The sequence below is a fragment of the Hypericibacter adhaerens genome (assembly GCF_008728835.1).
GTDB lineage: Bacteria > Pseudomonadota > Alphaproteobacteria > Dongiales > Dongiaceae > Hypericibacter > Hypericibacter adhaerens.
In genome coordinates, this window is record NZ_CP042582.1 from 1,208,032 (window position 1) to 1,233,926 (window position 25,895).

The 25,895-nt window shown below is 67.4% G+C and carries 22 protein-coding genes; 15 read left to right on the top strand and 7 right to left on the bottom strand.

The window, feature by feature from the left end; all coding sequences use genetic code 11:
* Positions 1-275: 275 nt before the first annotated feature.
* Together FRZ61_RS05395 and FRZ61_RS05400 are read left to right on the top strand one after the other, a co-directional pair.
* A complete protein-coding gene (locus FRZ61_RS05395) occupies positions 276-1,019 on the top strand; it encodes a FadR/GntR family transcriptional regulator (RefSeq protein ID WP_151115500.1) in 744 nt (247 codons plus the stop codon).
* A 228-nt stretch (positions 1,020-1,247) separates the two neighbouring features.
* Positions 1,248-2,204 carry a fumarylacetoacetate hydrolase family protein gene (locus FRZ61_RS05400; RefSeq protein ID WP_151115502.1) on the top strand — a complete coding sequence of 319 codons (957 nt, stop codon included), beginning with the start codon at positions 1,248-1,250 and terminating at the stop codon, positions 2,202-2,204.
* Between the two features lie 34 nt (positions 2,205-2,238).
* Here FRZ61_RS05400 and FRZ61_RS05405 read toward each other — a convergent pair whose 3' ends face one another.
* The 4 genes from FRZ61_RS05405 to FRZ61_RS05420 all read right to left on the bottom strand — a co-directional run bounded on the left by FRZ61_RS05405 (position 2,239) and on the right by FRZ61_RS05420 (position 6,140).
* Positions 2,239-3,324: an ABC transporter ATP-binding protein gene (locus FRZ61_RS05405; protein ID WP_151115504.1), complete on the bottom strand. Its 1,086-nt coding sequence runs from the start codon at positions 3,322-3,324 to the stop codon at positions 2,239-2,241.
* A gap of 13 nt (positions 3,325-3,337) precedes the next feature.
* Entirely contained in the window at positions 3,338-4,123 is a 786-nt protein-coding gene (locus FRZ61_RS05410) for an ABC transporter permease (RefSeq protein WP_151115506.1), read from the bottom strand.
* A gap of 3 nt (positions 4,124-4,126) precedes the next feature.
* Entirely contained in the window at positions 4,127-4,987 is an 861-nt protein-coding gene (locus tag FRZ61_RS05415) for an ABC transporter permease (protein WP_225309130.1), read from the bottom strand.
* A 70-nt stretch (positions 4,988-5,057) separates the two neighbouring features.
* Positions 5,058-6,140 (bottom strand): ABC transporter substrate-binding protein, encoded by a 1,083-nt coding sequence (locus FRZ61_RS05420; protein ID WP_225309131.1) that lies wholly within the window; start codon positions 6,138-6,140, stop codon positions 5,058-5,060.
* A gap of 226 nt (positions 6,141-6,366) precedes the next feature.
* On the opposite strand from FRZ61_RS05420, the gene FRZ61_RS05425 reads away from it, so the two are divergent.
* The 11 genes from FRZ61_RS05425 to FRZ61_RS05475 all read left to right on the top strand — a co-directional run bounded on the left by FRZ61_RS05425 (position 6,367) and on the right by FRZ61_RS05475 (position 18,423).
* Positions 6,367-7,596: a mandelate racemase/muconate lactonizing enzyme family protein gene (locus tag FRZ61_RS05425; RefSeq protein WP_225309132.1), complete on the top strand. Its 1,230-nt coding sequence runs from the start codon at positions 6,367-6,369 to the stop codon at positions 7,594-7,596.
* A complete protein-coding gene (locus FRZ61_RS05430; protein WP_151115507.1) occupies positions 7,593-8,402 on the top strand; it encodes an NAD-dependent epimerase/dehydratase family protein in 810 nt (269 codons plus the stop codon). Before FRZ61_RS05425 ends, FRZ61_RS05430 begins: the two co-directional genes overlap by 4 nt.
* A 2-nt stretch (positions 8,403-8,404) precedes the next feature.
* On the top strand, positions 8,405-9,556 hold the full coding sequence (locus tag FRZ61_RS05435) for a LacI family DNA-binding transcriptional regulator (RefSeq protein WP_191909312.1): 1,152 nt from the start codon (positions 8,405-8,407) through the stop codon (positions 9,554-9,556).
* A 9-nt stretch (positions 9,557-9,565) separates the two neighbouring features.
* Complete coding sequence (locus FRZ61_RS05440) at positions 9,566-10,480, top strand: dihydrodipicolinate synthase family protein (RefSeq protein ID WP_151115511.1); 915 nt, start codon at positions 9,566-9,568, stop codon at positions 10,478-10,480.
* A gap of 22 nt (positions 10,481-10,502) precedes the next feature.
* Entirely contained in the window at positions 10,503-11,387 is an 885-nt protein-coding gene (locus FRZ61_RS05445) for a nucleoside hydrolase (protein WP_191909313.1), read from the top strand.
* Between the two features lie 224 nt (positions 11,388-11,611).
* Positions 11,612-12,586, top strand: a complete 975-nt coding sequence (locus FRZ61_RS05450; RefSeq protein ID WP_151115515.1) for a class I SAM-dependent methyltransferase — start codon at positions 11,612-11,614, stop codon at positions 12,584-12,586.
* Entirely contained in the window at positions 12,583-13,536 is a 954-nt protein-coding gene (locus FRZ61_RS05455; protein ID WP_151115517.1) for a glycosyltransferase family 2 protein, read from the top strand. The genes FRZ61_RS05450 and FRZ61_RS05455 overlap by 4 nt, the downstream gene beginning before the upstream one ends.
* A gap of 6 nt (positions 13,537-13,542) precedes the next feature.
* Positions 13,543-14,847 carry an oligosaccharide flippase family protein gene (locus FRZ61_RS05460; RefSeq protein ID WP_151115519.1) on the top strand — a complete coding sequence of 435 codons (1,305 nt, stop codon included), beginning with the start codon at positions 13,543-13,545 and terminating at the stop codon, positions 14,845-14,847.
* The gene (locus FRZ61_RS05465) at positions 14,844-16,034 is read left to right on the top strand and encodes a glycosyltransferase (protein ID WP_151115521.1); all 1,191 of its coding nucleotides are present in this window, start codon (positions 14,844-14,846) and stop codon (positions 16,032-16,034) included. Before FRZ61_RS05460 ends, FRZ61_RS05465 begins: the two co-directional genes overlap by 4 nt.
* Positions 16,031-17,773: a glycosyltransferase family 39 protein gene (locus FRZ61_RS05470; RefSeq protein ID WP_151115523.1), complete on the top strand. Its 1,743-nt coding sequence runs from the start codon at positions 16,031-16,033 to the stop codon at positions 17,771-17,773. Before FRZ61_RS05465 ends, FRZ61_RS05470 begins: the two co-directional genes overlap by 4 nt.
* A gap of 284 nt (positions 17,774-18,057) precedes the next feature.
* A complete protein-coding gene (locus tag FRZ61_RS05475; protein WP_151115525.1) occupies positions 18,058-18,423 on the top strand; it encodes a response regulator in 366 nt (121 codons plus the stop codon).
* Here the strand turns inward: FRZ61_RS05475 and FRZ61_RS05480 are convergent.
* Together FRZ61_RS05480 and FRZ61_RS05485 are read right to left on the bottom strand one after the other, a co-directional pair.
* Positions 18,420-20,069, bottom strand: coding sequence for a hypothetical protein (locus tag FRZ61_RS05480; RefSeq protein ID WP_151115527.1), 1,650 nt, complete (start codon positions 20,067-20,069; stop codon positions 18,420-18,422). The genes FRZ61_RS05475 and FRZ61_RS05480 overlap by 4 nt on opposite strands.
* Before the next feature lie 292 nt (positions 20,070-20,361).
* Positions 20,362-21,126, bottom strand: coding sequence for an SDR family oxidoreductase (locus FRZ61_RS05485; protein WP_151115529.1), 765 nt, complete (start codon positions 21,124-21,126; stop codon positions 20,362-20,364).
* Positions 21,127-21,344: 218 nt separating this feature from the next.
* On the opposite strand from FRZ61_RS05485, the gene FRZ61_RS05490 reads away from it, so the two are divergent.
* Together FRZ61_RS05490 and FRZ61_RS05495 are read left to right on the top strand one after the other, a co-directional pair.
* On the top strand, positions 21,345-23,411 hold the full coding sequence (locus FRZ61_RS05490; RefSeq protein WP_151115531.1) for an oxidoreductase: 2,067 nt from the start codon (positions 21,345-21,347) through the stop codon (positions 23,409-23,411).
* Between the two features lie 261 nt (positions 23,412-23,672).
* On the top strand, positions 23,673-23,975 hold the full coding sequence (locus tag FRZ61_RS05495) for a DUF2218 domain-containing protein (RefSeq protein WP_151115533.1): 303 nt from the start codon (positions 23,673-23,675) through the stop codon (positions 23,973-23,975).
* A gap of 402 nt (positions 23,976-24,377) precedes the next feature.
* Here FRZ61_RS05495 and FRZ61_RS05500 read toward each other — a convergent pair whose 3' ends face one another.
* The gene (locus FRZ61_RS05500) at positions 24,378-25,832 is read right to left on the bottom strand and encodes an AMP nucleosidase (protein WP_151115535.1); all 1,455 of its coding nucleotides are present in this window, start codon (positions 25,830-25,832) and stop codon (positions 24,378-24,380) included.
* Positions 25,833-25,895 lie beyond the last annotated feature (63 nt).

A 25,895-nucleotide genomic window follows, 5' to 3' on the forward strand; every position in this document is an offset into this window, starting at 1 on the left:
CCTATGTCAACACAATAGAGAACCAATTAAAGACGATTGAGGGCGCGAAAAAGGCCTGCTCCCGGACGAAAAGCTGCCTATTTCGAGAGCAGCCGGTTCAAGGAGGGCGCCCTGATCGCGGGCGGGAGGACGCCGGAAAGAGAGGGTTTTCGGCGGCAAGGGCGCCACTTGGCGGCAGCCGGCCGGCGCTGAGCGGGAGGGGAGGGCTTATGGAGGTTGGTGGGGAAATGGTTTATGATTGAGATTCGACAAAAGGCGGCGGCACAACATCCGGCATGGTTCTGAAGCTCGACAATCTGCGCGATCGCTCGCGCGACGCGGCGCGTGAAATCCGGCGATTCATCGAGGACGGGATCGCCAAGGGGCATCTCAGCCCCGGCGACAAGCTGCCCAACGAGCGCGCCCTGGCGGGCCAGTTCCTGGCGGGCCGGAACACGGTGCGGAAGACCCTCATCGCCCTTGAGCAGGAAGGGAAGATCAGCCGCCATGTCGGCCGCGGCACCTTCGTGAGCCTCAAGGCCAACGGCGCCGCGGCAAAGCCGGCCGAACGGAAGCTGGCCGCGGAGGATATCGCGGGGCTGCAGCTCAGCGTCCTGCAGACGGCGAGCCCGCTCGACCTGATGGAGCTGCGGCTCCTGATCGAGCCCCAGATCGCCGAGCTGTCGGCCTTGCGGGCCGGTACCGTCGAGATCGACAAGATGCAGGCGGCGGTCGACAAGTCCCGGGTGGCGAGGACGCTGCGGGAGTTCGAGAATTGCGACGACGAGCTCCACCGGGCCATCGCCGGGGCCTGCCGGAACCCCCTTTTCATGGCCGTGGCCGACATCATCACGTCGGTCCGGACCTCGGGCGAATGGGGCATGCTGAAGGAGCGCACCCTCACCGAGGAGGCGAGGCTGCATCATCTCTCCGAGCATGTCCGCATCGTGCAGGCGATCCGCCAGCGCAATGCCACGGCTGCCCGGGACGAGATGGAAAAGCATCTGGTCGGCATTCGCGACTCGATGATCAAGCGCTGACCTCCCCTTAACCCGCGCCCGCGCCGATCCGGAAGAACGCCGCCCGCTCGGGGGAACCAGTCCCGCTGCCCGATTTCTGGCCGATGGCTGGACCAATATGCCTCTCTTTTCTCCATTAATTGGTATTGAAATGAGATGGAAATGACCCCAATCTGGCGAACCGCCCGGCCTTTTGCGCTTGGCGCCGACCGCATGCCGCCGGGCTGCAGCCAGAGAGGGTGATTTCAAATGAAGCTCGTGAATTTTTGGCGCGATGGGGATGTCCGCCTGGGATTCATGCTGGGCGAGGAGATCCTGGAACCGGGTCTGGCGGGGTCCCTGCTGGGACCCGGCGAGGCGCGGCTGATCGCCGACACGGTCTCCTTCATCGGATCGGGCGAAGCGGGATTGCGGCTGGCGTCACGCCTGATCCAGCAGGCGCCGGCGACGGCACGCCATGCGCTCGCTTCCGTCCGGCTCGCGCCGCCGCTCCGGCCCTCCACCATCCTCTGCACCGGCAGCAATTACAGCGACCATAACCAGGAGAAGGCCAACGCCCCCACCAGCGGGAAGGAGCCGGAGTTCTTCATCAAGACCTCCGACTGCGTCGCCGGTCCCGGGGAGTCGATCCAGTACGACCCGTCCCTGACCCGCAAGCTGGATTGCGAGACCGAGTTGGCCATCGTCATGGGCAAGCCCGGCCGCCACATCCCGCGGGAACGGGCGCTGGAGCATGTGTTCGGCTACACCATCGTCAACGACGTGACCGCGCGCGACCGCCAGGTCCGCCGGTCGAACGGCGTCACCTGGTACGATCTCGGGCGCGGCAAGGCCTTCGATACGAGCGCGCCGATCGGGCCCTGGATCGTCACCGCCGACGAGATCGGCGATCCGCAGGCGCTGCGCCTGCAGACCCGCATCAATGGCGAGCTGCGCCAGTCGAGCAACACCTCGAACATGATCTGGAGCTGCGCCGACCTGATCCACTTCTTCTCGGTGAACTTCACGCTCAAGCCGGGCATGGTGATCATCACCGGAACGCCCGCAGGGACCGCCTGGTCCGCCGACGAGGAACTGGGCGGCCGGGGACAGATCGTCGAAGGCCTGGTCGCGGCCACACGCTACTGCCTGCCCGGCGACGTGATCGAATGCGAGGTCGAATCGATCGGCGTCCTGCGCAGCAACATCGTCGAGCTGCGGATCTGAACGACAGAAGCGATCGCGAGCGATCGAGGCGCCGTCAGGCGCCCTGCAGCACGGTCGAATGCCGCGCGGCCCAGCTCAGCCAGACGAGATCGCCCGGCTTCAAGGCCGTCGCGTCGCGGTTCTGCTGGAATACGGCGAACTCGCCGTCGCCGACGGCGACCCGGTAGGTGATGGAGGCGCCGAGATAGATCGGCTGCAGCACGCGACCCTGCAGCAGGTTGAGCGGCTCGCCATTCACGGCGCGCGGCGGGGCCTCGGCATGGATCGCGAATTTCTCCGGCCGCACGGCGAGCTCGACGCGGCTGCCTTCCGGCGGCAGCGTCCCCAGCGTCAGCACGGATTGCCCGTCATCGAGCCGGACCCGGCCGAACCCGCCTTGCATGCCGCCCGACGCACCGGAGAGGAAGTTGGCGGCGCCCATAAACTTCGCGGCGAAGGCCGTGCGGGGCCGCTCGTAGATCGCGTCGGGCGTGCCGACCTGGACCACCTTGCCGTCGCGGAAGATGGCGATGCGATCGGAGAGCGTCAGCGCCTCCTCCTGGTCGTGCGTGACCAGCACCGTGGTGATCCCGACCTCGCGCTGGATCTGCCGCAGCTCGACCTGCATCTGCTGGCGCAGGCTCTTGTCGAGGGCGCCCAGGGGCTCGTCCAGAAGCAGCACGCGCGGGCGCGAGACGAGGGCGCGCGCCAATGCCACGCGCTGCTGCTGGCCGCCGGAGAGCTCCTTGGGCCGGCGGGCCTCGTAGCCCGGGAGCTGCACCAGCTCGAGGATCTCGGCCACGCGCTTGCGCGCCTCGGAGCCGGTGATGCGCCGGCATTCGAGCCCGAAGGCGATGTTGTCGAAGACCGACATATGCGGGAAGAGGGCGTAGTTCTGAAACACCATCCCGATGTCGCGCTTGTGGGTCGAGACGCGGCCGATATCCTGGCCGTCGATCAGGATCTGGCCGCCCTCCGGCTGGATGAAGCCCGCGATCGAGCGCAGCAATGTGGTCTTGCCGCTGCCGCTGGGGCCGAGCAGGCCGAAGAACTCGCCGTCGGCGAGCTCGAGCGAGACATCGTCCAGCGCCACGATCGCGCCGTAGCGCTTGCTGACATGGCGGATATCGACCCGGCTCATGCGCGCCCGTCCGTCATTGGGTTCCTCCGAAGCGATAGAAGCGCGACACCAGCAGCAGCAACAGCATCGAGACGATGATGATGATGGTGGAGATCGCGTTGATCTCGGGCGTGAAGCCCTTGCGGATCGAGGCATAGATCTCGACCGGCAGGGTGGTGACGCCCGGCGGCGACAGGAAATAGGAGGTGACGAACTGGTCGAAGGAGATGCCGAAGGCGAAGAGGGCAGCCGCCGCCACGCCAGGGGCGATCACCGGCAGCGTGATCTTGAAGAAGACGCGCAAGGGCGAGGCGCCCAGGGTCGCGGCCGCCTCCTCGAGATCGACGCCGAAACTCTGGAGCCGCGCGCCCACCACCACGATGACATAGGGCAGCGAGAGCGCGACATGGGCCAGCAGCATCGCGTGCAGCCCGCGGCCGATGCCCGAATAGAAGAAGAACACCAGCATCGCGGTCGCCAGGATCAGCCAGGGCATGGCGATCGGCGGAAACAGCAGGATCTTCAGCACCGCATGGCCGCGGATGCGGAAACGCGAGAAGGCGAGGGACGTCATCGTGCCCAGCGCCGTCGCCACGACCGTGTTCGCGACCGCCAAGATCAGGCTGTTGCGGCCCGCCCGCCACAGCGTGTCATTGCCGAGCAGCCGCTCGAACCATTGCAGGCTGGGCTCGAAGGGGAGCGTGTAGTTGCTCGACTGGTTGAAGGCCATCAGCATCATCAGCAGGATCGGCAGATAGATGAATCCCAGGAGGATCGCCAGATAGCCGTTGGTGAAGAGGGAGGAGCGAAGAGCGCGCATGGGTCAGGCGAGCCTCAGCCGCGATTTGAGGAGCGGGTAGGCGAGCGCGCAGATCAGCAGCACGATCGCGAGCAGGATGAAGGAGAGCGCCGCACCCAGGGGCCAGTTGAAGACCTCGGTGAACTGGTCCTCGATCACCGTGCCCAGCATGATCCCGTCGCGTCCGCCCAGGATGCGCGGCTCCATGAAGGAGCCGGTGACGGGGATGAAGATCAGCACCACGCCGATCAGGAGGCCCGGCAGGCTGAGCGGCAGGATGATGCGCCGGAAGATGCGGAAATGTGAGGCGCCGAGGCTGCGTCCGGCCTCGATCAGCGAGCCGTCGATCGCCTGCAGCGAGATGTAGCAGGTGAGGATCATGTAGGGCAGGAAGGAATGGACCAGCCCGATCACGATCGCGGGGTAGCTGTAGAGGATGCCGATCGAGGGCGCGCCGGGCCAGGCGACATGGATCGCCTGGTCCACCACGCCGTTGCCGCGCAGCACGATGGTCCAGGCGAAGATGCGGATGAGGGCGTTGCTCCAGAAGGGCAGCACGATGAGCAGCAGCACCGCCTCGCGCCAGCGCCCCTTGACCGAGCGCGCCAGGATCAAGGCCGCGGGATAGCCGAACAGCACGCAGAAGAAGGTGACGTCGATCCCGAGCCGGATCGAGCGCCAGGTCAGGAAGCGGTAGAAGTCCTTCTGGAAGAAGAGCCCGTACTGCTTGAGGGTCAGGCTCGGCTCGGCCTTGCCGAGCGGCATCTGCGACAGGAAGCTGAAATAGAACATCACCAGCAGCGGCAGGAAGACCGTCACGGTGAGCCACAGATAGGAAGGCGCCGTCAGGCCATAGCCGGCCCATTGCCGCTTGAATCGGTTCAATGCCCTGATCCCGTCGAGGCCGGGCGGGATCGCCTTTCGGCAACCCTGCCCGGTCTGGTCACGCGCCGAATCACTCGGCGAAGTAGGCCTTGGTCTCCTGCCACAGGTCCAGATAGCTCTGCCGCTGCTCGTCGGTCAGCGGACCCTTGAAGTTGAGCCGGCCGATGGCTTCCGGTGTCGCCAGGATCGTGCGCGTCATCGAGCTTTCCGGCAGCTCCTCGACCGCCTTCTGGTTCGCCGCGACGGGCGCGCCGCCGACCTTGACCCAGCCGGCATAGAAATCCTTGCTGATCATATAGTCGATGAAGGCCAGCGCCCCCTTCGGATTGGGCGCATCCTTGCCCATGGTCATGCCGTCGCGGAAGGCGATGGCGCCTTCCTTGGCGACGATGAAGCTGATCGGCAGCTTGTCCTGCACCGCGGCCGCCTCGGTGTTGTTGGTCCAGACGGTCGAGAGGTCGCATTCCTTGGCGGCCACGAGCTTGAGCCACTCGTCGCCCGACTTCCAGAAGGCTTTGATCTGCGGCTTCAGCGCACGCAGCTTGTCGCGGATCTTGTTCATATCCGCGGGCGCGTCGGGATTTTGCCCGCTCGCCATCGCCGCGAAGCGGACGGAATCTTCCGGATCGTCGCGCCAGCAGACGCGGCCCTTGTAGGCCGGATCCCACAGCACCGCGAGCGAGGTCGGCGGCGTCTTGAAGACCTCGGTGTTGTAGCTGACCGAGGTGCCGCCCCACATCCAGGCCGCGCCCCACACCTTGCCGTCGAAATTCATCTGCGGGGAATCGCGCATATCCGGGTAGAGGTCGTTGAAGTTCTTGAGCTGCGCCGTGTCGAGCGGCTGGATCAGCCCTTCGTCGGCCGCCTGCTTGATGAAGGCCGCGTTCAGCACCACCACGTCGTAATAGCCCGGGTTGGTGCGCAGCTTGGTGAAGGTCTCGGGGAAGGAGGTGATGTAGTCATGCACCACCTTGATGCCGGTGGCCTTCTCGAACGCCTCGACCGCCCAGGGCTCGTCGGTGCCCCAGCCCTTCCAGTTCAGCACATGCACTTCGTCCGCCGCGGCCGTGCCGTGAAGGCCGGCCGTTCCCATCATGGCGGCGCCGATCGCGAGCATCGCGGCGCGACGGCTCCATTGCTTCCAGTTTTTCATCCTTGTCGCCTCCCAGCTGATTGGCGGGGATGGCATGAACGCGGAGCGTCCCCTCCCCAGCACTGTCCATCTAAGCGCTTACACATAAAAAACACCAATAAAATCGCGTGATTTTCGAAACACCGGTTCAGTGTGGTCTGTTTTTTCACGAAACTCGCCGGAAAACTGGCGCATGATTCAATAAAAGTTATTTTTAAACAGTATGATAGAGATATGTATGGATTTCATGACCGAGCTTGACAGCCGCCGGGGCAGCGCCGATGCTCGGGCGCAAGCGGTCAACGAGGAGAGTGAAGACGTGGCCAAGATCGAATCCGTCAGCGTGTGCACGGCGCGGGTGCCGCTCGACGTGCCGACCTCCTTCGCGACCCGCCAGGTTCTGGCCCGCGACTACGCGCTGGTGCGGGTGCGGACGGAGGACGGCGTCGAAGGGATCGGCTTCTGCTATGGCGGCAGCAGCGCGGGCGCGCTGGTGGCCCATGCGGTGCGCGACCTGCTGGCGCCGCTGCTGATCGGCCAGGACTCCCTCGGCGTCGAGCGGCTCTGGGAGAAGATGTATCAGGAGGCGCTGCTGCAAGGCCGCGCCGGCGCCGTCATCCGCGCGCTCTCGATCCTCGACACCGCGATCTGGGACCGCAATGCGCGTGCCGTGAGGCTGCCGCTCTATCAATATCTGGGTGCCTATCGTTCGGGCACGGTGCCGGCCTATGCCAGCGGCGGCTATTACCTGCCGGGAAAGACTCCGCAGATGCTGGGGGCGGAGCTCGCGGGCTATGTCGCGATGGGCTTCAAGGCCGTGAAGATGAAGGTGGGCCTGCTCGGCGAGCGCGAGGAGGAGGAGCGCATCCGCGCGGCGCGCGAGGCGATCGGCCCCGACATCCTGCTGATGCTCGACGCCAACAATGCCTGGAAGGACCTGCCGACGGCGCAGCGCTTCGTCCGGCGCTACGAGCCCTACGATCCCTACTGGATCGAGGAGCCTTTCAGCCCCGACGATCTCGACAATCACCGCCGGCTCGCGCAGAGCACGCCCGTGCCGGTCGCGACCGGCGAGATCGAGGCCGGCCGCTGGCGCTTCAAGCAGATGCTGGAGATGGAGGCCGCATCGATCCTGCAGACCGATGCCGCCGTCTGCGGCGGGATCAGCGAGTTCCGCCGCATCGCGGCGACGGCGGCGAGCTACGGCGTCAAGATGTGCCCGCACTGGTTCCACGATCTCCATATCCATCTGGTGGCGGCGACGCCCAATGCCGATTTCGTCGAGTTCTTCCCCGACAGCCAGGTGCTGAATTTCCGCCGGCTGGTCGATCGCCAGCTCGCGATCAAGGAGGGCGGCCTCATTCTGCATGAAGGGCCGGGGCTGGGATTCGGCTTCGACATGGAGGCCGTCAAATCCTTCGCCCTCGAACCCTGGCACCGGATCGGCGCGGAAGGCGCCGCCCGGGCCCGCGCATGAAGCTGCTGATCACCGGGGCCGCCGGCAAGATCGGGCGGGTGCTCCGCCAGGGCTTGCGTGGCCGCTACGACTGGCTGCGCCTGACCGATATCGCGCCGCTCGGGCCCGCCGGGCCCGGCGAGGAATGCGTCGCGGCCGATCTGGGCGACCTTGCGGCGATGGAGCGGCTCTGCGCCGGCATCGATGCCGTCGTCCATCTGGGCGGCGTGTCGGAGGAGCCGGCCGAGAATGCCTGGGCGCAGGTGCTGCCGGCCAACATCGTCGGCGTCTATAACCTGTTCGAGGCGGCGCGCCGGGCCGGCGTGCGGCGGGTCGTCTTCGCGTCCTCCAATCATGCCGTCGGTTTCTACGAGCGCAGCCAGACGGTGGGCGTCGACATGCCGCTGCGGCCGGACGGCATCTATGGCTTGAGCAAATGTTTCGGCGAGGCGCTGGGCCGGCTCTATGCCGACAAGCATGGGATGAGCGTCGCCTGCCTCCGGATCGGTTCCTTCCGCGAATTGCCGGAGGATCGCCGCCAGTTCGCGACCTGGATCAGTCCGCGCGACATGGTGCAGCTCGTCCAGCGCTGCCTCGAAGCGCCGTCCTTCGATTTCCTCGTCGCCTACGGCATTTCCAACAACCCGACGAGCTTCTGGAGCAACGACGCCGTCCAGTGGCTCGGTTACCGGCCGCAGGATTCGGCGGAGGATCATCGCGCGCGGCTGGAGCCGGGCTTTCCGCCCGAGGATCCCGTCCAGGCCCGCTTCCATGGCGGCTCCTATTGCGTGATGGGCCTCGGCAAGCCGCAGGGCAGGGCGGGCTGACCTTGCGCGACCGCCGTCGCGACAGGACGCAAGCCGCCAAGCCGCTGCGCAAGCGTGCGCCGCGCCGCCAGTCGAACCGGGTCAAGGTCGAGGATGTGGCCCAGGCCGCCGGCGTCTCCGGCGCCACCGTCTCGCGCGCCCTCAACAATGCGGGCTTCGTCAGCGCGGAGATCCTGCGCCGCGTGCGCGAGGCGGCCGACCGGCTGGGCTATGTGCCGCACGGCGCCGCCCGCGCGCTCGCCTCGCAGCGCTCGCGCGCCATCGGCGCCATCGTGCCCACGCTCGAGAACACCAATTTCGCCATCGGCGCCGAGGCGGTGCAGCGCCGCATCCTTCAAGCCGGCTACAATCTTCTCGTCGCCTCGACCGGCTACGAGCCGTCGCGCGAGCTGCTCCACGTGCAGGAGTTCGCGGCCCACGGCGTCGACGGCATCATGCTGGTCGGGACCCACCGCGATCCCGCGGTCGTCCAGTTCCTCAAGTCGCGGAAGATCCCTTATGTCGCGACCTGGGTGCTGGCCGACGACGACACGCCCAGCGTCGGGTTCGACAATGCGGCCGCGGCCCGGCGCCTCGCCAGCCATCTGCTCGATCTGGGCCACCGCCAGATCGGCGTCATCGCCGGGCTGTCGCGCAACAACGACCGCGCCGCGGCGCGTCTCGAGGGCATCCGCCAGGCGCTGGCCGAGCGCGATCTGGCGCTGCCGCAGGAGCTCTTGATCGAGCGGCCCTACCGCATCGTCGAGGGCCAGTTCGCCATGCGGGCCCTGATGGCGACTTCGCCGCGGCCGACCGCCGTCATCTGCGGCAACGACCAGCTCGCCTTCGGGGCCTTGCTCGAATGCGGCCGGCAGGGAATCCTGGTGCCGCGCGGCGTCTCGGTCGCGGGCTTCGACGATCTCGAGTTCGCGAGCCAGATCCGGCCGTCGCTCACCACGCTCCATGTGCCGGCGGAAGAGATCGGCCTGCGCGCGGCCGAGTATCTGCTGGCCCGGATCGAGAACCGGCCGGTCGCGAGCCAGACGGAGGTGCCGGTCAATCTCATCATCCGCGAAAGCACCGCACCGCCGCCCACACCGCAGCCCATGTCCGAACCCAGATCCGCGAACGAATCCCGGCCCGCAAGCCGGGAGACCGCGCTTTCAACCGAATAGCGAGCATCCATGACCACCACCCGTCTCAAGGGCGTGCTGGCGCCCGTCATCACCCCGTTCCATGCCGATCTCTCCGTCGACAAGGCCCGCCTGGTCGCCCATAGCCGCTGGCTGATCTCGCAGAATTCGGGCCTGGCGCTGTTCGGCACCAACAGCGAGGCCAACTCGCTTTCGGTCGAGGAGCGCATGGAGCTGCTCCAGGCCGTGGTGGAGGCAGGACTGCCGCCGGCGCGCATGATGCCCGGCACCGGTTGCTGCGCGCTGCCGGACAGCGTCAAGCTGACGAAGCATGCGGTGAGTCTCGGCTGCGCCGGCGTGCTGATGCTGCCGCCCTTCTACTACAAGGGCGTCAGCGACGAGGGGTTGTTCCGGAACTTCGCCGAGGTGGTAGAGCGCGTCGGCGATGCGCGCCTCAAGATCTATCTCTATCACATCCCGCCGGTGGCCCAGGTGCCGATCACGCTGCCGCTGCTGGAGCGCCTGTCGAAGGCCTATCCGCAGACGATCGTCGGCATGAAGGACAGCTCGGGCGACTGGAGCTACACCCAGTCGGTGCTGACCGGCTTTCCGCATCTCGACATGTTCGTCGGCAGCGAGGCCTTCCTGCTCGCCGGCATGCGGGGCGGCGGCGTGGGCTGCATCAGCGCCACCGCCAATGTGAACCCGGCGGCGATCCATGCGCTCTATGCCAGCTGGCAGGCGCCGGACGCCGATGCGCAGCAGGCGGCCCTGACGGCAACCCGGACCACGATCCAGGCTTTCCCCATGATCCCGGCGCTCAAGGCGACCCGCGCCCATTATGCGAAAGACCCCGCCTGGGTCGCGGTGCGCCCGCCGCTGGTGGCGCTCACGGAAAAACAGCGGGCGGAGCTGGGCACCAGTCTCGAGGCCAGGGGCTTCGCCATGCCGGGCCTCGCCGGCTAGCGCGCCCGAGGCCTCGCGTCCGATGCCGCAGCCCCTGATCATCGATACCGATCCCGGCAAGGACGACGCGGTCGCGATCCTGCTGGCTTTGTCGGCGCCCGAGATCTTCGACATCCGCATGATGTCGGCCGCGGCCGGCAATGTCGGGCTGCATCACACCTCGGCCAATATCCGGCGGCTCTGCGACGTGGCGGGCCGCCCCGACATCGCGGTCCATGCCGGCTGCCCGCGCCCGATCCTGCGGGCACTCCAGACCGTGCCCGACATCCATGGCGAGGACGGGCTCGCCGGGGCCGACCTGCCGCCGCCGGTCATGCCGATGGCGGAACGCCATGCGGTGCCGGCGCTGATCGATGCGATCAGCGCCTCCGACCGGCCGGTCTCGGTCGCCTGCATCGCGCCCGTGACCAACATGGCGCTCGCCTGCGTGATGGCGCCCGAGATCGCGGAGAATACGGCCGAGATCGTCATCATGGGCGGCACCTTCGGGCGCGGCAACATCACGCCCTATGCCAGTTTCAACATCTATAACGACCCGCACGCGGCGAGCATCCTCTTCGGCGGCGAGGCGCCGGTGACGATGATGGGGCTCGAGGTCACGCGGCGCACCATGCCGACGCCCGAATGGTGCGCGAGGCTGGCGGCCACGGGGCGTCCGGCGGCGCGCGTGGTGGCCGGCCTCTGGCGCGACCCGACGGCCTTCATGAACGACGCCTGCGTCGTCGCCTACCTGATGCGCCCCGATCTCTTCAAGACCGAGTGGCGCCATGTCGAGATCGAGATCAATGACGAGACCGAGATGGGCCGCACCCGCCTGATCGGGACCGGCGAGGCGAACGTCAAGGTCGCGACCGACATCGACGTGCCGGGCTTCTTCGAACTGCTGTTCCGGCAGTTGGGCCGATAACGAAAACCCAGCCAGAGCCCCCGCCCGGGGTCGCCGGGGCGGGTTCGGTCAAGTTTTAAAAACAATAAATATTTCAGTGTATTACAGGATACGCCCGCCTCGGGCGTCGACAGAGATTTGAGCCCGAAGCAAAGAAACGCGACGGTAATTCGACCTTAACCGCGACCGGGCAAGTTGCCTCATGCCCAGGATGCCTCTATTGCGCCCGCCCGGAGCCGCCCGTCATGCGGGACGAACCCTCTAGCAGCTGCCCGCTTTGTCACCAGGACGGAAGCCTCCGACACGAGGCTGTCCGCGATTGTCTGTTCGGTGTCCCGGGCCAATGGGGCATCCGGACCTGCTCGAATCCCGACTGCGGTCTGGTCTGGCTCGACCCGAAGCCGGTCGCGAGCGATCTGCATGAAGCCTATGCGACCTACTACACCCACGATGAGGGCGATGCGGGTGGCGACGTGGGCGGGTCGCGCGGATGGCGTCGCCTCATCGTGCGAAAGCTCGAGCGCCTCTGGCTCGGGGTCTTGTTTCTCGCCTCCGCCCGCACGCAGGTCGAGCATATGTTCCTCGACGACGCGGCGCCGGGCCGACTGCTCGAGGTAGGCTGCGGCGACGGCCGGCTGCTGGCGCGGATGCGCCGCCTCGGATGGGAAGTCGCCGGGCAGGATCTGGATGCGAAGGCCGCCGAGCAGGCCCGACGCATCCATGGCGTGACGGTGCATGTCGGCGACCTGGCTTCCTTGGCGCTGCCCGCCGAATCCTACGATGCCATCGTGATGAATCACGTGATCGAGCATGCCCACGATCCCGCGGCGCTGTTGCGCGAATGCAAACGGCTTCTGAAGCCGGGCGGCTTGTTCGTGGCGACGACGCCCAACCCCGACAGTTTCGGGCATAAGAGATTCGGGGCCGCCTGGATTGGTCTCGATCCACCGCGACATCTCCACCTGTTTCCGTTGCGCACGCTGGCGGCCATCGCCGGATCGGCGGGATTCGGCCGATCGGAAGTCTGGACGACGCCCGCGCGGGCGGGCGGCCTCCTGGCCGCGAGTGCCGACATCGAGCGGTGGGGACATCATCGCATGCGGGCGGGAGTCACGGTCATTCAGGCCGTCGCCGCGGCCTGGTATCAGCTGACGGCCGGAATCGCGCATCGTCTGAACCGGAAATCCGGGGAAGAAGCGGTGCTACGGGCCTGGAAATGATGAACGGCGATTCTTCACTCCGATCGGGCCAGCCGGCGGTCGCCGCGCTGGTCGTCACCTATTTTCCCGATCTGGGATTTCCCGAGCGGTTGGAGACGCTGCTGGCGCAGATCGGCCGCGTCGTCGTCATCGACAACGGCTCGGATGCGGTATGCCTGGCATGGAAGGGCGGGTTCGCCGGCCGCCCTGGCGTGACCATTCTCGAGAATGGTCGAAACCTCGGCATTGCGGCGGCGCTCAACCAGGGCATGGGCCTGCTGGCTGCGGAGGGGTATGGCTGGGTCCTGACCCTGGATCAGGACAGCCTCCTCGAGACGGGTTGCGTCGCGGCACTTCTGGACAGGCTCGCCGAGGACAGCGATCCGGAGCGGGTCGCGATGATTGGCGCAAACCGGACGGATGCCGGCGCCACGCTGGCAGCTCATCGCTGGCTGCGACCGAAAAAGGGATTTCCCTTCTTCGAGCGGGTTTCCTGCGAACGGATTCGCGCCGACGGCGTCACGCTCGTCATCACGTCCGGCACGCTGACGAGCGTGGCGGCGTTCGAGCGGCTGGGGCTCTTCAAGAGCGATCTCTTCATCGATCTGGTCGATTTCGAATATTGCCTGCGTGCCCGGGCGGCGGAATACCGGATCCTGGTAAGCCCCCGGGCGAAGCTGTCGCATCGCGTAGGCGCGAAGCGCCAGGCCAGGCTCGCCATTATGACGCTGTCGCCGATGCATCATGGCGCCTTGCGGAAATACTACATGTTCAGGAACGCGATCCCTGTCATGCGGGCCTATGGCGCCGTCTTTCCGCACTGGCTGGTCTACCAGCTGCTGGCCATGGCCGAGATCGTGATCGGCATCTTGTTCTTCGAGGACCGGAAGCTCTTCAAGCTGCGGGCCTGCCTGGCCGGGCTCTGGGACGGTCTTCTGGGGCGCATGGGCCCCGCCCGGCGGGTTTTCTGAAGCGCCATGACGCTGTCACCCGGCCTCCGCTCGATCCTGCAGAATTTCGGTTTCCTCCTGGGCAGCCAGATTCTGACGACCGCGATCGGCGGCGCCTATGCCGTTCTGCTGGCGCGCCTGCTGGGGCCCGAGCTCTATGGGACGCTGACCTACGGCTATTCCTGGTATCTCACCTTCATCACCCTGACCTATCTGGGGCTCGATATGGTGCTGGCCCGCGAGGTCGGCCGCCAGCCCGCCGCGGGGCCGAGCCTCGCCGGTTCCACGCTGGCCCTTCGCGCGGCGGCCGCGACCCTGGTCGCTATCCTGTCGGCTGTCGCGGCATGTCTGTTCGAGCCGGATCCCACCGCGAGATTTCTGCTCCTCATCCTCTCGGTGGCGCTTCTCGGCCGCGCCCTCTGGCTCTGGTGCGGCTCGGCCTTCGTCGCGTTCGAAGTCACCCGCCGGCAGCTCCCGATCGATCTCGTCTTCCGGCCGCTCGAGCTTCTGGTCGTCATGCTGGCCCTCTGGTTCCTGACGCCGCGGAACATCCTGGCGATTGCCGTCATTCACACGGTTCTGTGGTGGGCGCAGGCGGCGGTGGGCTTCGTCATCGTCGCCGGGAAGGTCACGCGCATCGACTTCTCCGGCATCTCCGCGAAGACGCTGCGCCTGATCGGCGCCGGCATTCCCGGTGCCCTCTACACCATGACCGTCATCTGGTTCCTGCAGGCGCCGATCGTGCTGTTCCGGCAGATCGCGGGCACCGGCGACATGTTGGGCCATTTCGCGCTCGCAATGCAGATGATGGGCTATCTGCTGACGGTGCCCTATCTGGTCGGCAGCGTCGCCATGCCGGTCCTGTCGCGCTCGGTCGCGCGGGACGACGGCAAGACCCGCCATGCCGCGAAGGCGATGCTGGTTGCCATTCCCGCCACCGGCCTGGGTCTCGGGCTGCTGGGAACCTGGCTTGCGCCGCCGCTCATCGCCGTCGCGTTCGGGGCCGATTACCTGCCGGCCGGGCAGATGCTGGGCGAGGCGATCTGGCTGCTGACGCCGATCAGCCTCGCCGTCGGCCTGCAGCAGATCCTGTTCTCGCGGCGCGCCGGCCTCGGCATCGCGTCGGCCTCTGCTGTCCTCGGCGTTGTCGCCATGGCGCTGCTCTATGAGCCGCTGACTCAGACGCTTTCCTATCATGGCGCCTTGCTGGCGATCGCGATCGGGATGGTGGTCTGGGTCGGCGGCCTCGTTGTCGCGCTGTTCCTGAGCGGCATTCTGGCGAAACCCGCGGCTGATCCGCTTCTGCGCGCGGCGGAAGGTAGGGTCCCGTGACCTCATCGCATCCCGGCCATCCGCGCGCCGTCGTCTGGGGCACCTACGATCTGGGCAAGCCGCGCACCCGGATCCTCATCCGCGGCCTGCGCGAGGCGGGCGTGCCTCTGACCGAATGCCATGCCGAGATCTGGGCCGGCGTCGAGGACAAGGCGAGCCTGAAGAGCGCCAGCCAGATTCTCCGCCGCCTGGCGAAGATGCTGGTGGCCTACCCGTGGTTGATCTGGCGTTATCTTCGTCTGCCGCGCCACGATGTCGTCATCGTCGGCTATATGGGACATCTCGACGTTCTGCTGCTCTGGCCCTGGGCCAGGCTGCGCGGCAATCCCGTCATCTGGGATGCCTTCCTCTCGCTCTACGAGACGGTGGTCGAGGATCGCGCGATGCTGTCGCCGCGCCATCCGCTGGCTCGCCTGCTCTGGTTCTGGGACTGGCTCGCCTGCCGGGCGGCCGATCGAGTACTACTCGATACCGCGGCGCACGCCCGATGGTTCGAAAGCTGCTTCGGGCTGCGTTCGGGCCGGACGGCGTCGGTCTTTGTCGGGGTCGAGCCCGAGGCTTTTCCGCCCCTGGCCCTGCCGTCGCCGAAACGCCCGGAGACGCCGCGTCGCATCCTGTTCTACGGCCAGTTCATCGCCCTGCACGGGATCGACAGCATCATCGATGCCGCCGCGCGCTCCGATCCGAGGGAGTTCGCCTGGACGCTCATCGGCACCGGCCAGGAGGCGGCGCGCATCCGCGCGCGGCTCGCGGCCCGGCCTATCCCGCATCTCGAATGGATCGAGTGGGTTCCCTATGGAGAGCTGCGGGAGAGGATCGCGCAGGCCGACATCTGTCTCGGCATCTTCGGCCAATCCGGCAAGGCCGCCCGCGTCATCCCCAACAAGGCGTTCCAGATCGTCGCCGCCGGCCGGCCGCTGGTCAGCCGCGATTCGCCGGCGATGCGCGAATGGATCGGCAAGGGCCAGGCGGGGATCAGGCTTGTCGCGTCCGGTGATCCAGAAGCGCTCCTGGCCGGGATCCGCGATCTTGTCGCCTCCGGCGAGACGGCGCTCGATCCGTCCGCCTTCCAGAGACTCCGGACCCCGATCGCCCCGGCCGCGATCGGAAGCCGGCTGCTGGCGCTGATGCGGGGGCTGACCGATGCCGCCTCGCGCGGTGCGGGCATGGAGATTTCGCGGTCATGAGCGAGGCCACATCGCGTTTGACCGCTCCGCAACCTGCCGGAGCGGTTTCCGGTTGGATCGCGGCGCGAGCCGATATCCTGCTGACGCTCGCCATTGCTGCGGCTCTGGTCCTCAAGTTTGCCCTGGTCTTCCGCCTCAACGTCAACTGGGACGAGTTCTTCTACCTCTCCTTCGTCCAGGATTATCTGCGCGGGACGGTCAGCGACCGGTTCCAGACCTTCCATGTCCATCTCTTCGCCTGGCTGCCGGCGGCGGTCCCGGGCGAGATCGGGCAGATCATCGCGGCGCGCCTCGTCATGGCGGGTTGCGCGACCGTCAGCGCGCTGCTGCTCTATGGCGTCGCGCGGCGCTTCCTGACGCGCGAAGCGGCCTTGTTCGGGCTGCTCGCCTATCTCTCGAACAGCGCCGTCATCGAGCATGGCGCCAGCTTCCGCACGGATACGCTCGCGACCCTGCTGGTGCTGCTGGCGCTGTTCCTGACCCTGCGCCGCCCCGGCGGGCTGCGGGGGATCGCGCTGGCCGGGCTCGTCTTCGCCCTGGCCGTGCTGATCACGATCAAGACGGCTTTCTATGGCGTGCTGATGGCGCCGCTGGTCTGGTGCCTGGGTCGGAGCTTCCGCGACCGCGCGGCCCTGGCCCTGACCTTTGCCGTCTGTTTTGGCCTGGCCTTCGCCGCCCTCTACGGGCTGCATGTCGCCGGCCTGGCACCGCCCGATACCGATACCGGGAGCTACCTGCAGGGCACCGCCGCCAAGGTCTTCCTGGAGGACGGGTTGATGCCGCGCTGGGCGGAACTCGTCACCAACCTGGCGAAGAATTTGCCGTTCTGGCTGTTGATGGTCTACGGGACCGCACAGGCCTGGCGGCAGGCCCGTCAGAAGGGGCGCGGCTGGGAGGCCTGGCTGCCCTTGCTGCTCGCCTTGCCGATCTTGACGCCGATCTTCTATCGCAATGCCTTCGCCTACTATTACGCCTTCATCCTGCCGCCCGCCGCGATCCTGATCGGATTGGTCTATGATCGTCTCGCGCGACAGGATGCCGAGGCAAAAGAGCCGCGCGCCGCCTTGCGGCTGGCGGTCCTGATCGGCCTGCCGGTCGGCTTCCTGCTGTTTCATGCCGCCGCGAATTGGCGCGAGGACATCGACGCCCAGCGCCGCACGCTCGACGCCGTCCATGCCGTCTTCCCGCAGCCGGTTCCCTATATCGACGGCTATGCCGTGGTCTCGAGCTTCCCGCGTTCCGGCTTCTTCATGAGCAGCTGGGGCGTCGACAAGTATCGGGCCGCCGGCACGCCGGTCTATCCAGCCTTGGTCGCGCAGATGCAGCCGCCCTTGCTCCTGGCGGATTCGCCTTCGCTCTATGCGGCCCTGTTCCCCGGCGTCGAGGTCAAGCCGCAGCGCCAGTTGCTGCCGGCGGATGTGGCCTTCCTCAGGGAGAACTACCTGCCGCATTGGGGCATGATCTTCGTCGCGGGCAAGACCCTCGAACTGCCGCCGGCCGGCGAGGAACGACGCTTCGAGATCGCCGTGGCCGGCGAGTACCGGCTGGAAACCCGTGCCGCCGTCACGATCGACGGCGAGACGCGCGAGAACGGCGACATCGTCACCCTCGCGGCCGGAAGCCACGATGTCATGGGCGATCCGGCGGCTGGCCCCGTGACCTTGCGCTGGGCCCAGGCCCGGCCGGGCCCGGATGCCAAGCCCACCGATATCTGGACCTTCTTCGACGTGGGCGACTGAGATCGCCCGCGACGATCCGAGTCGCGGGCGGCCCTTCTCCGCGGCACGCTTCCGGCAGGGCTGCGGGCGCGGCTTTATGCGAAACTGTCGCCCGCCGACTCGCGCGAACCGGATGGGGAGAGAACCGGTCCCTCGCTGTCGATCAACGACGCTGTCGTCAGGCTCGTTCCGAACGGATCGTGATCGAGAGTACCCTCGGCAAGGGCACGCGCTTCGATGTCTATCCGACAGGCGTTCCGGCGGGCCCAAAGGGGAATGCCGATCGAGGGCAGGGGATCGGGATCATGGCGAGAATTCTCGTTATCGACGACGAAGAGACCGTCAGAGGGCTTATCCGTCAGATTCTGGCGCAGGCGGGCCACGAGGTGGAGGAGGCCGAAAACGGTGCGGCAGGGCTCGCCGCGATGCGCCTGCAGGCGGCGGAGCTGGTCATCACCGACATCATCATGCCGGAGATGGAGGGGGTGGAGACGGTCCTGGCCCTGCGCAAGGAGTTTCCCGACACGCCGGTGATCGCCATGTCCGGCGGCGGCCGGACGGCGAACTTCGATTTCCTGGCCACGGCCAAGAAGCTGGGCGCCGCGAGGGTGCTGCAGAAGCCGTTCCGGCCCGCGACGCTGCTCGAGGCGGTCGCGGCCTGCCTGCGCTAGGAGGCGGCTTTTACCCGCTCGACCTGGTGCTGCGTATAGAGGCTGAGGGCTGAGAACGGGAAGACGCCCACCGGCATCGGGACCTGCTCGGCGATGGCGCGGCCCGAGAGGTAGTCGAAGCCGGCGCAGGCCGCGGCGACGGCCAGGCTCGTGGTATGCAGGCAGTAGATATAGGTCTCGAGGTTCGCGGTCGCCGCGGCGCCGGCGAAGGCGTTCATCTTCTGCATGGCCGCGCTTTCGGTCCAGGGATGCTCGCGCAGATCGCCCCCGACAAGCTTCACGCCCGCGGCCTGGACCCGTGTCATGTCGATCTGATCGAGGCTGAGACGCAGGGCGACGTCGCGACAGCTGCGCCGGCATGCCGTCAGGATGCCGGGAACCTGCGCCCAGTCGCCGGCATAGCTGTCGCAGATCTCGAGAATCAGGAGGCGCCGGATGTCCAGGGGCGCCGCTTCGATCATCGACAGGAGCGAGCGCCGTTTCGCCGGCTTGTCGAGGCTGGCGAAGTGCAGGGGGAGGACCACCAGCGCCTTGGTTCCCTGCCGAAGCATGGCCGCCAGATCGGCAATGCCCTTTCGCACCACCAGCCTGTCGATCGCGGCCAGAATCTCGGGCCGGTCGGTCCATTGGCTGATCTCGACCAGATCGCCGGTGCCGCCGTCGATATCGCAGTGGATATCGAGCCGATAGGAGGTGACGGCGTTCTTCGTGCTGCGCCAGACCGGGAAATACTGGAACCGGCCATCGGCAGGCGCCGTCGTGGCGGTCTTCGGTCCCGAGCGCATCGCCGCGTCGATCGGGCTGTCGATCCTCATGGCGTCGGTCGGCGCGATGGCGGCCTTCTCCGCCGCCTCGCGCGCCATCGCGTTATGCTCGCGCGAATGGGCTTGCGGATCGTACTGGATATGCTGCGTCAGCGGCACGGCCAGGTTGGCCTGACCGATCTGGCTCTCGAGCTTCTTCAGCAACTGTTCCACGGAGTCCGCGGCGTCCGGCGCGCCGCCGGGTGCCGGTCCGGCCGGAGGCTCCTGGCCGGCGACCTTGAAGGCCCTCCAGGCGAACTCGGGATCGTCGGCGTCGGTATCGCCCTGCAGCGTTGCCGGGCCATCCTTGGCGGCGCTCAGGGCCGCCAGGATCGCGGTCATCGGGTTTTCGTCGGGAAGCGCCACCGAGCCGTCGATTCTGGCCACGGCCGAGGCGACGGTCACCTGGCCGAGGCCTTCCGCGTTGCCGAACAGCTTGCGCTGGATCTCAAGCCCGATCAGCCCGCATCGGGCCCGGGCCTGGACCTCGTCGGCGGAATCGAACATCACGACATAGATGTCGTCGCTGAGCTGGGTATGGAAATCCGGCGCCTTCACGAACTGCCGCAGGATGGATTCGGTGGCGGTCGCGACGCGCTCGCGCACCGCGGGCCAGCCGTCGCCGTAAGCCTCCTTGATCGAGGAGAGATTGAGGAAGTGGATCTTGCCGGCGACCAAAGCCTCGCGGTCGCGGATGAGGGCGCTCGCGCGCGCCTCGAAGCTCGCCAGGGACGAGCCGGGCGAGGGCGGGGTCTCGGCGGCTTGATCTTCCGATCGGCCGGATTCGCCCTCGGCCTTGAATCCCAGCGTGGCACTCAGCTTTTTCCAGAACCGGTTGGCCATGCGATTCTCGTCTCGGGCCGGTCCCTCGCGGCCGGCGACATCCGGGATACTCCACGGGAGATGAGCCGCGGTTCCCAAGGAGGTTGAGCCGCGGCCCTGTCGTCCGCCGGCAGCCCCCCTTGCGGGGCAGCCGGCGGCTTGCCGGGAATTTTGCCGAAATAGGGTGAAGGCGCCGTTAAGCCGCGGCGCCACGGATCGCCCGATGGAATCCCCAGCCACCATCGGGGGTTGTGGTCTCCCGGCCGTCGCCGGAGGGCGCCTCTCGCCGGATCGGGGCAGCCTGGCGGGCGGCTCAGAACACCGCGCTGAAGCCGCCATCCACCATGAGCTGGTGGCCGTTCACGTAGGAGCCGGCCTCGGATGCCAGGAACACGGCAGCGCCGGCGATCTCTCGCGGCCTGCCCCAGCGCCGCATCGGCGTGCGGCCTTTGACCCAGGCGCTGAACTCCGCGTTGGCGATCAGCGCCTCGTTCATCTCGGTCTCGAAATAGCCGGGCCCGATCGCGTTGACGTTGATGCCCTGCGGCCCGAGCTCCGCCGCCAGCGCCTTGGTCAGGCCCCAGAGCCCGCTCTTGGCCGCGACATAGGCCGGGATGGTGGCGCGGGCGAGGCTGGCCGCGATCGAGGTGGTGAAGATGATCCGCCCGGCACCCTGCCTGATCATCGGCGCCGAGGCCTCGCGGGCGAGCGCGAAGCAGGCCGTGAGGTTGGTGTCGATCACGCGCTGCCAGTCGGCGAGCTTCCAGTCGGGCAGGGGCGAGCGATGCTGGATGCCGGCATTGCCGATCGCGATGTCGAGGCGGCCTTGTCGCGCGACAATCGCCGGGATCGCGTCCCCGAGGGCCGTCTCGTCGGTCACGTCGAAGGCCGCGGCGCTGGCGGCGAATCCACGGTCGCGAAGCTCCGCGACCCGCGCGTCGAGACGCGCCGCGTCGCGGCCATTGATCACCACATGGGCGCCGGCCTCGGCCAGGCCCTGCGCCATGGCCCAGCCGAGCCCGCGCGAGGCGCCCGAAACCAGCGCCACCTTGCCCGCCAGCGAGAACAAGCCCGTCATGCCCGCCAGTCCTTTCCATTTTTGCGTCGCGGCCGCGCCCCGAGTGTGGCGGCGGGGCAGGTCCGGAGCAAGACCAAGGGCCCATTGGTCTCAAGGAAAGAACGCCTCTGGCCGGCCCCCCGCCGAATCGTGTGTTATGGCGGCGCTTCCGCTCCTCCCTCCCGCGAGGGGGCGGTCTTCCGCATTCCGAATGGCATCGATCTTCGAGAGAGCACTCCATGGCGCGCGATCCCCGTTACGACATCCTGTTCGAGCCCGTCCGCATCGGCCCGGTGACGGCGAAGAACCGCTTCTTCCAGGTGCCGCACTGCAACGGCATGGGGATCATCTATCCGAGCTCGATGATCGGCATGCGCGGGATGAAGGCCGAGGGCGGCTGGGCGGTGGTCTGCACCGAGGAGACCGACATCCATCCGAGCGGCGATCTTTCGCCCTTGGCCGAGGGAAGGCTCTGGGACGATCTCGACGTGCCGGTCTTCGCCCGCATGAACGAGGCGATCCACAAGCATGGCGCGCTCGCCGGCGTCGAGATCACCCACACCGCCAACCGCGACGCCTGCCTCTTCAGCCGCGAGGTGCCGGTCAACGTCACCCATGCGCCGGCGGGCGAAGGCTACTACCCGGCCCAGGCCCGGCGCATGGACCGCGCCGACATCCGCAACTACCGGCGCTGGCATCGCGAGGCGGCCTTGAGGGCCGAGCGCGCCGGATTCGACATCATCTATGTCTATGTCCGCGCCTATACCTCGATCAACGGCAACTTCCTCTCGCGCCATCTCAACGACCGCAGCGACGAATATGGCGGCAGCCTCGAGAACCGCCTGCGGCTGACGCGCGAGGTGACGGAGGACCTGATCGAGGCGGTGGGCGGGCGCTGCGCCATCGCGATCCGCTGGACCGTGGACGATCCGATCGGGCCGGACGGCCAGCCCGATCTCGCCGAAGGCCGCGAGGTGGTGGAGCGTCTGGCCGAGCTGCCCGATCTCTGGGACATCAACCTGCGCGACTGGAGCCGCGATTCCATGCCCTCGCGCTTCGGGCCGGAAGGATCGCAGGAGGAGTTCGTCCGCTTCGTCAAATCCGTGACCAGCAAGCCCGTGGTCGGAGTCGGGCGCTTCACCTCGCCCGACACGATGGTGTCCCAGGTGCGGCGCGGCATCCTGGACTTCATCGGCGCGGCGCGGCCTTCGATCGCCGATCCGTTCCTGCCGAAGAAGATCGAGGAGGGGCGGATCGACGATATCCGCGAATGCATCGGCTGCAACATGTGCGTCTCCTCCGACTTCACCATGGTGCCGATGCGCTGCACCCAGAACCCGACCGCGGGCGAGGAATGGCGCAAGGGCTGGCATCCGGAGAAGATCGCGCCCCGGAAATCGGACGAGGCGGTGCTGATCGTGGGGGCGGGGCCGGCCGGTCTGGAAGCCGCCCGGGCGCTGGGTCAGCGCGGCTATGAGGTGACGCTGGCCGAGGCGCGCCAGGAGGTCGGCGGGCGCGTCGCGCTCGAAAGCAAGCTGCCCGGGCTCGCAACCTGGGGCCGGGTGCGCGATTACCGGCTGCAGCAGATCCAGCGCATGCCGAACCTTCAGCTCTATCTCGACAGCAAGCTCGGCGCCGAGGATATCCGCGGCTATGGCTTCGCCAAGGTGGTGCTGGCGACGGGCGGCCATTGGCGGCGCGACGGCGTCGGCCGCGCCCGCCATGAGGCGATCGCCGGCCTCGACAAGATCGACGTTCTGACGCCCGACGACATCTTCGCCGGCCGGAAGGCCGCGGGGCCGGTCGTGATCTATGACGACGATCACTACTATATGGGCGGCGTGCTGGCCGAGAAGCTGCGGCTGGAGGGGTTCGATGTCACGCTGGTGACCCCGGCCTCCGACATCTCGAGCTGGACCAAGTTCACCCTGGAGCAGCCGCTGATCGAGCAGCGCCTGCACGAGATCGGAGTGACGGTGCTGGAAAAGCAGATCGTCGCCGTGGCCCGGCCGGGCGAGCTGGAGCTCGAGCACAGTCATCATGGCGGTCGGCGCCGCATTGCCTGCGGCGCGCTGGTGCTGGTGACCATGCGCCTGCCGAATGACGGGGTTTTCCTGGAGCTGTCGGCCGACCTGCAGGCGCTCGAGGAGGCCGGCATCAAGTCCGTCACCCGCATCGGCGACTGCCACGCGCCCTCGACGATCGCGGCCGCCGTCTATGCCGGCCATCGCTGCGCGCGCGAGATGGACGAGCCGGAGCAGGAGATCGCCTTCCGGCGCGAGCTGATCGCGCTGGCCCCGGCTTGAGCGGCAACCGGTCGCGGGGCGACTCCTCGGCACGCTTAATCATGAACGGTCGCGCTTCGGGATTATCACAGTGGCAAGTGCTTGGATTCCGGCCCTTTGAGACCGCCGATCAAGGCGGAATTGTGGTGGGATTCCCGGAGCTTATACGTTCGTATGATTCATACGGTCACGGTGACTCTCCGGTGACGAAAGCCCATCTATGGTGCCGGCGGCGCTTGGCACGTGTTCTTGTGCGAACCTGGCCGCTTCGAGGAATGGATGATGCCGGCCTTGTTGATGTCGGAAGCGCAGGTCGCGACGGAGAACGGCGCGCGCTATTTGCAGCAGCTTTGCAAGCATTGGGCTCATAAGTTCGTCGTGCAATACACGGCGAAGAGCGGTCGCATCGATTTCGGCGAAGGCCGCGCGGTGGCCTTCGCGGTCGGCACGGACCATCTGAGCCTGCTCGCCAAGGCGCCCGACGCCGACACGCTTGCCAAGCTCGAGAGCGTCGTCGCCGACCATCTCAAGCGCTTCGGCTTCCGCGAGCAGCTCGAGGTGAGCTGGGCGCCGGTGCTGCTGTAGGGCCGGTCGGACTCTTCCTATCGTAACTCCCCCGTCATGCCGGCCTTTGAGCGCGTGAAGAAATCGAGAGCGCCACGCAAGGGCATAGCAAACACTCAAGCCCCCTCCCCTTGCGGGAGGGCGTTGGGGGGAGGGGTGCCACGGACGCAGCCCGGGGCATCCCTGCGATCAATCACCGCTCTGGAGGCAGAAGGCCTGGACAGGGCGCCAAGCGAGCGAGCCCGAGCAGATCAGGCTCCGCTTATTTGCCAGGATCTCGCACGGCATCGCCCCTCCCCCTACCCCTTCCCGCAAGGGGCGGGGGCGAGAGAGTTCTTTGGCATCGCCGATTTCTTCACACGCTCCTTTGCCGGGATGACGAAGGAGTCGAACGCGTCCTTCGCTTCCCTTTTTCCGATCATCTCACCGGAACGGCGGCTCGTCGAAGCTCCTGAGCTTGCGCGAATGGAGCGAGCCGAGCTGGCTGCGCAGCAGGTCGATCGCGGTGAGGCCGATCCTGAGATGCTCGCCGACCGCGCGCTTGTAGAAGGCGGTGGCGGCGCCCGGCAGCTTGATCTCGCCATGGAGCGGCTTGTCGGAGACGCAAAGCAGCGTCCCGTAAGGCACGCGCAACCGATAGCCCTGGGTCGCGAGCGTGCCGCTCTCCATGTCGACCGCGATGGCGCGGCCGAGATTGATGCGCCGGCGCTCCTGCGCCCAGCGCAGCTCCCAGTTCCGGTCGGCATAGCTCACCACCGTGCCGGTGCGCAGGCGCCGCTTCAGCCCGTCGCCGCGCTCCCCCGTGACGAGGGCGGCCGCCTCCTGGAGTGCCAGCTGCACCTCGGCCAGCGCCGGCACCGGCATCTCAGTCGGCACCAGCTCGTCGAGGATGCGGTCGCGGCGCAGATAGCCGTGGGCCAGCACGTAATCGCCGATGGTCTGCGACTGGCGCAACCCCCCGCAATGGCCGATCATGAGCCAGCAATGCGGCCGCAGCACCGCCAGATGGTCGGTCGCGTTCTTCGTGTTGGAGGGGCCGACGCCGATATTGACGATGGTGACGCCGCCCTGGCCGTCGCCGCGCAAGAGGCTGTAGGCCGGCATCTGGAACCGCTCCCAGGGGGCGGCCGTCACGGTCGCCACCGCCATCTCGCTGTCGTCGCCGCGCCTCACCGCGCCGCCGCCCGGCAGCACCAGCTCGGTATAAGGGCCATTCGGCCGCGCCAGCTCCTCCAGCCCCCATTGCAGGAACTGGTCGACATAGCGCTGATAGTTGGTGCAGAGGATCCAGGGCTGGATCGTGTGCCAGGGCGTGCCGGTGTAATGCACCAGGCGGCGCAGCGAGAAATCGACGCGCACCGCGTCGAACAAAGAGAGCGGGCGCGGCTGGCCTTCCTTGATCTCCCAGAGCCCGTCGGCGATCTCGTCGCCCACGCTGGCCAGCGCCGGCGTCGGGAAATGGCGGGCGAGCTCGGCGACCGAGATGTCGCCATGGACGAACTCGTCGCCGGATTCGATCACGAAGGGGTAGGGGATCTCCTGCTCGCTGATGCGGACCTCGATCCGCGCGCCGAACTCCTCGACCAGCGGCCGGAGCTGCTCCAGCAGATAGGAGCGGAAGAAGGCCGGCTGGGTGATCGTGGTCGCATAGACCCCGGGCGCCTGGAACTTGGCCCAGGCGCGCCGGGTGAACTGCACGGCGCCCTCCGGCTGCCAGGCGACCCGCAGCTCCGGATAGCGCAGGGCGGTGCGCTCGGCGCGGGTCGGCACCGTGCCGTCCGCCACATAGCGCGCGACCGCCTCGCGCAGCGCCACTGTGGCGGTGCGGTGTAATTCCTCGAGGCGGTCGACTGCTTGCTCGGGCGTCAGATGGCTCATCGGCTTTCACCGGCTTTCGTGCGCCGAAAACCCTTGTGAAGGTGGGGTTTCGGCAGCCACGAT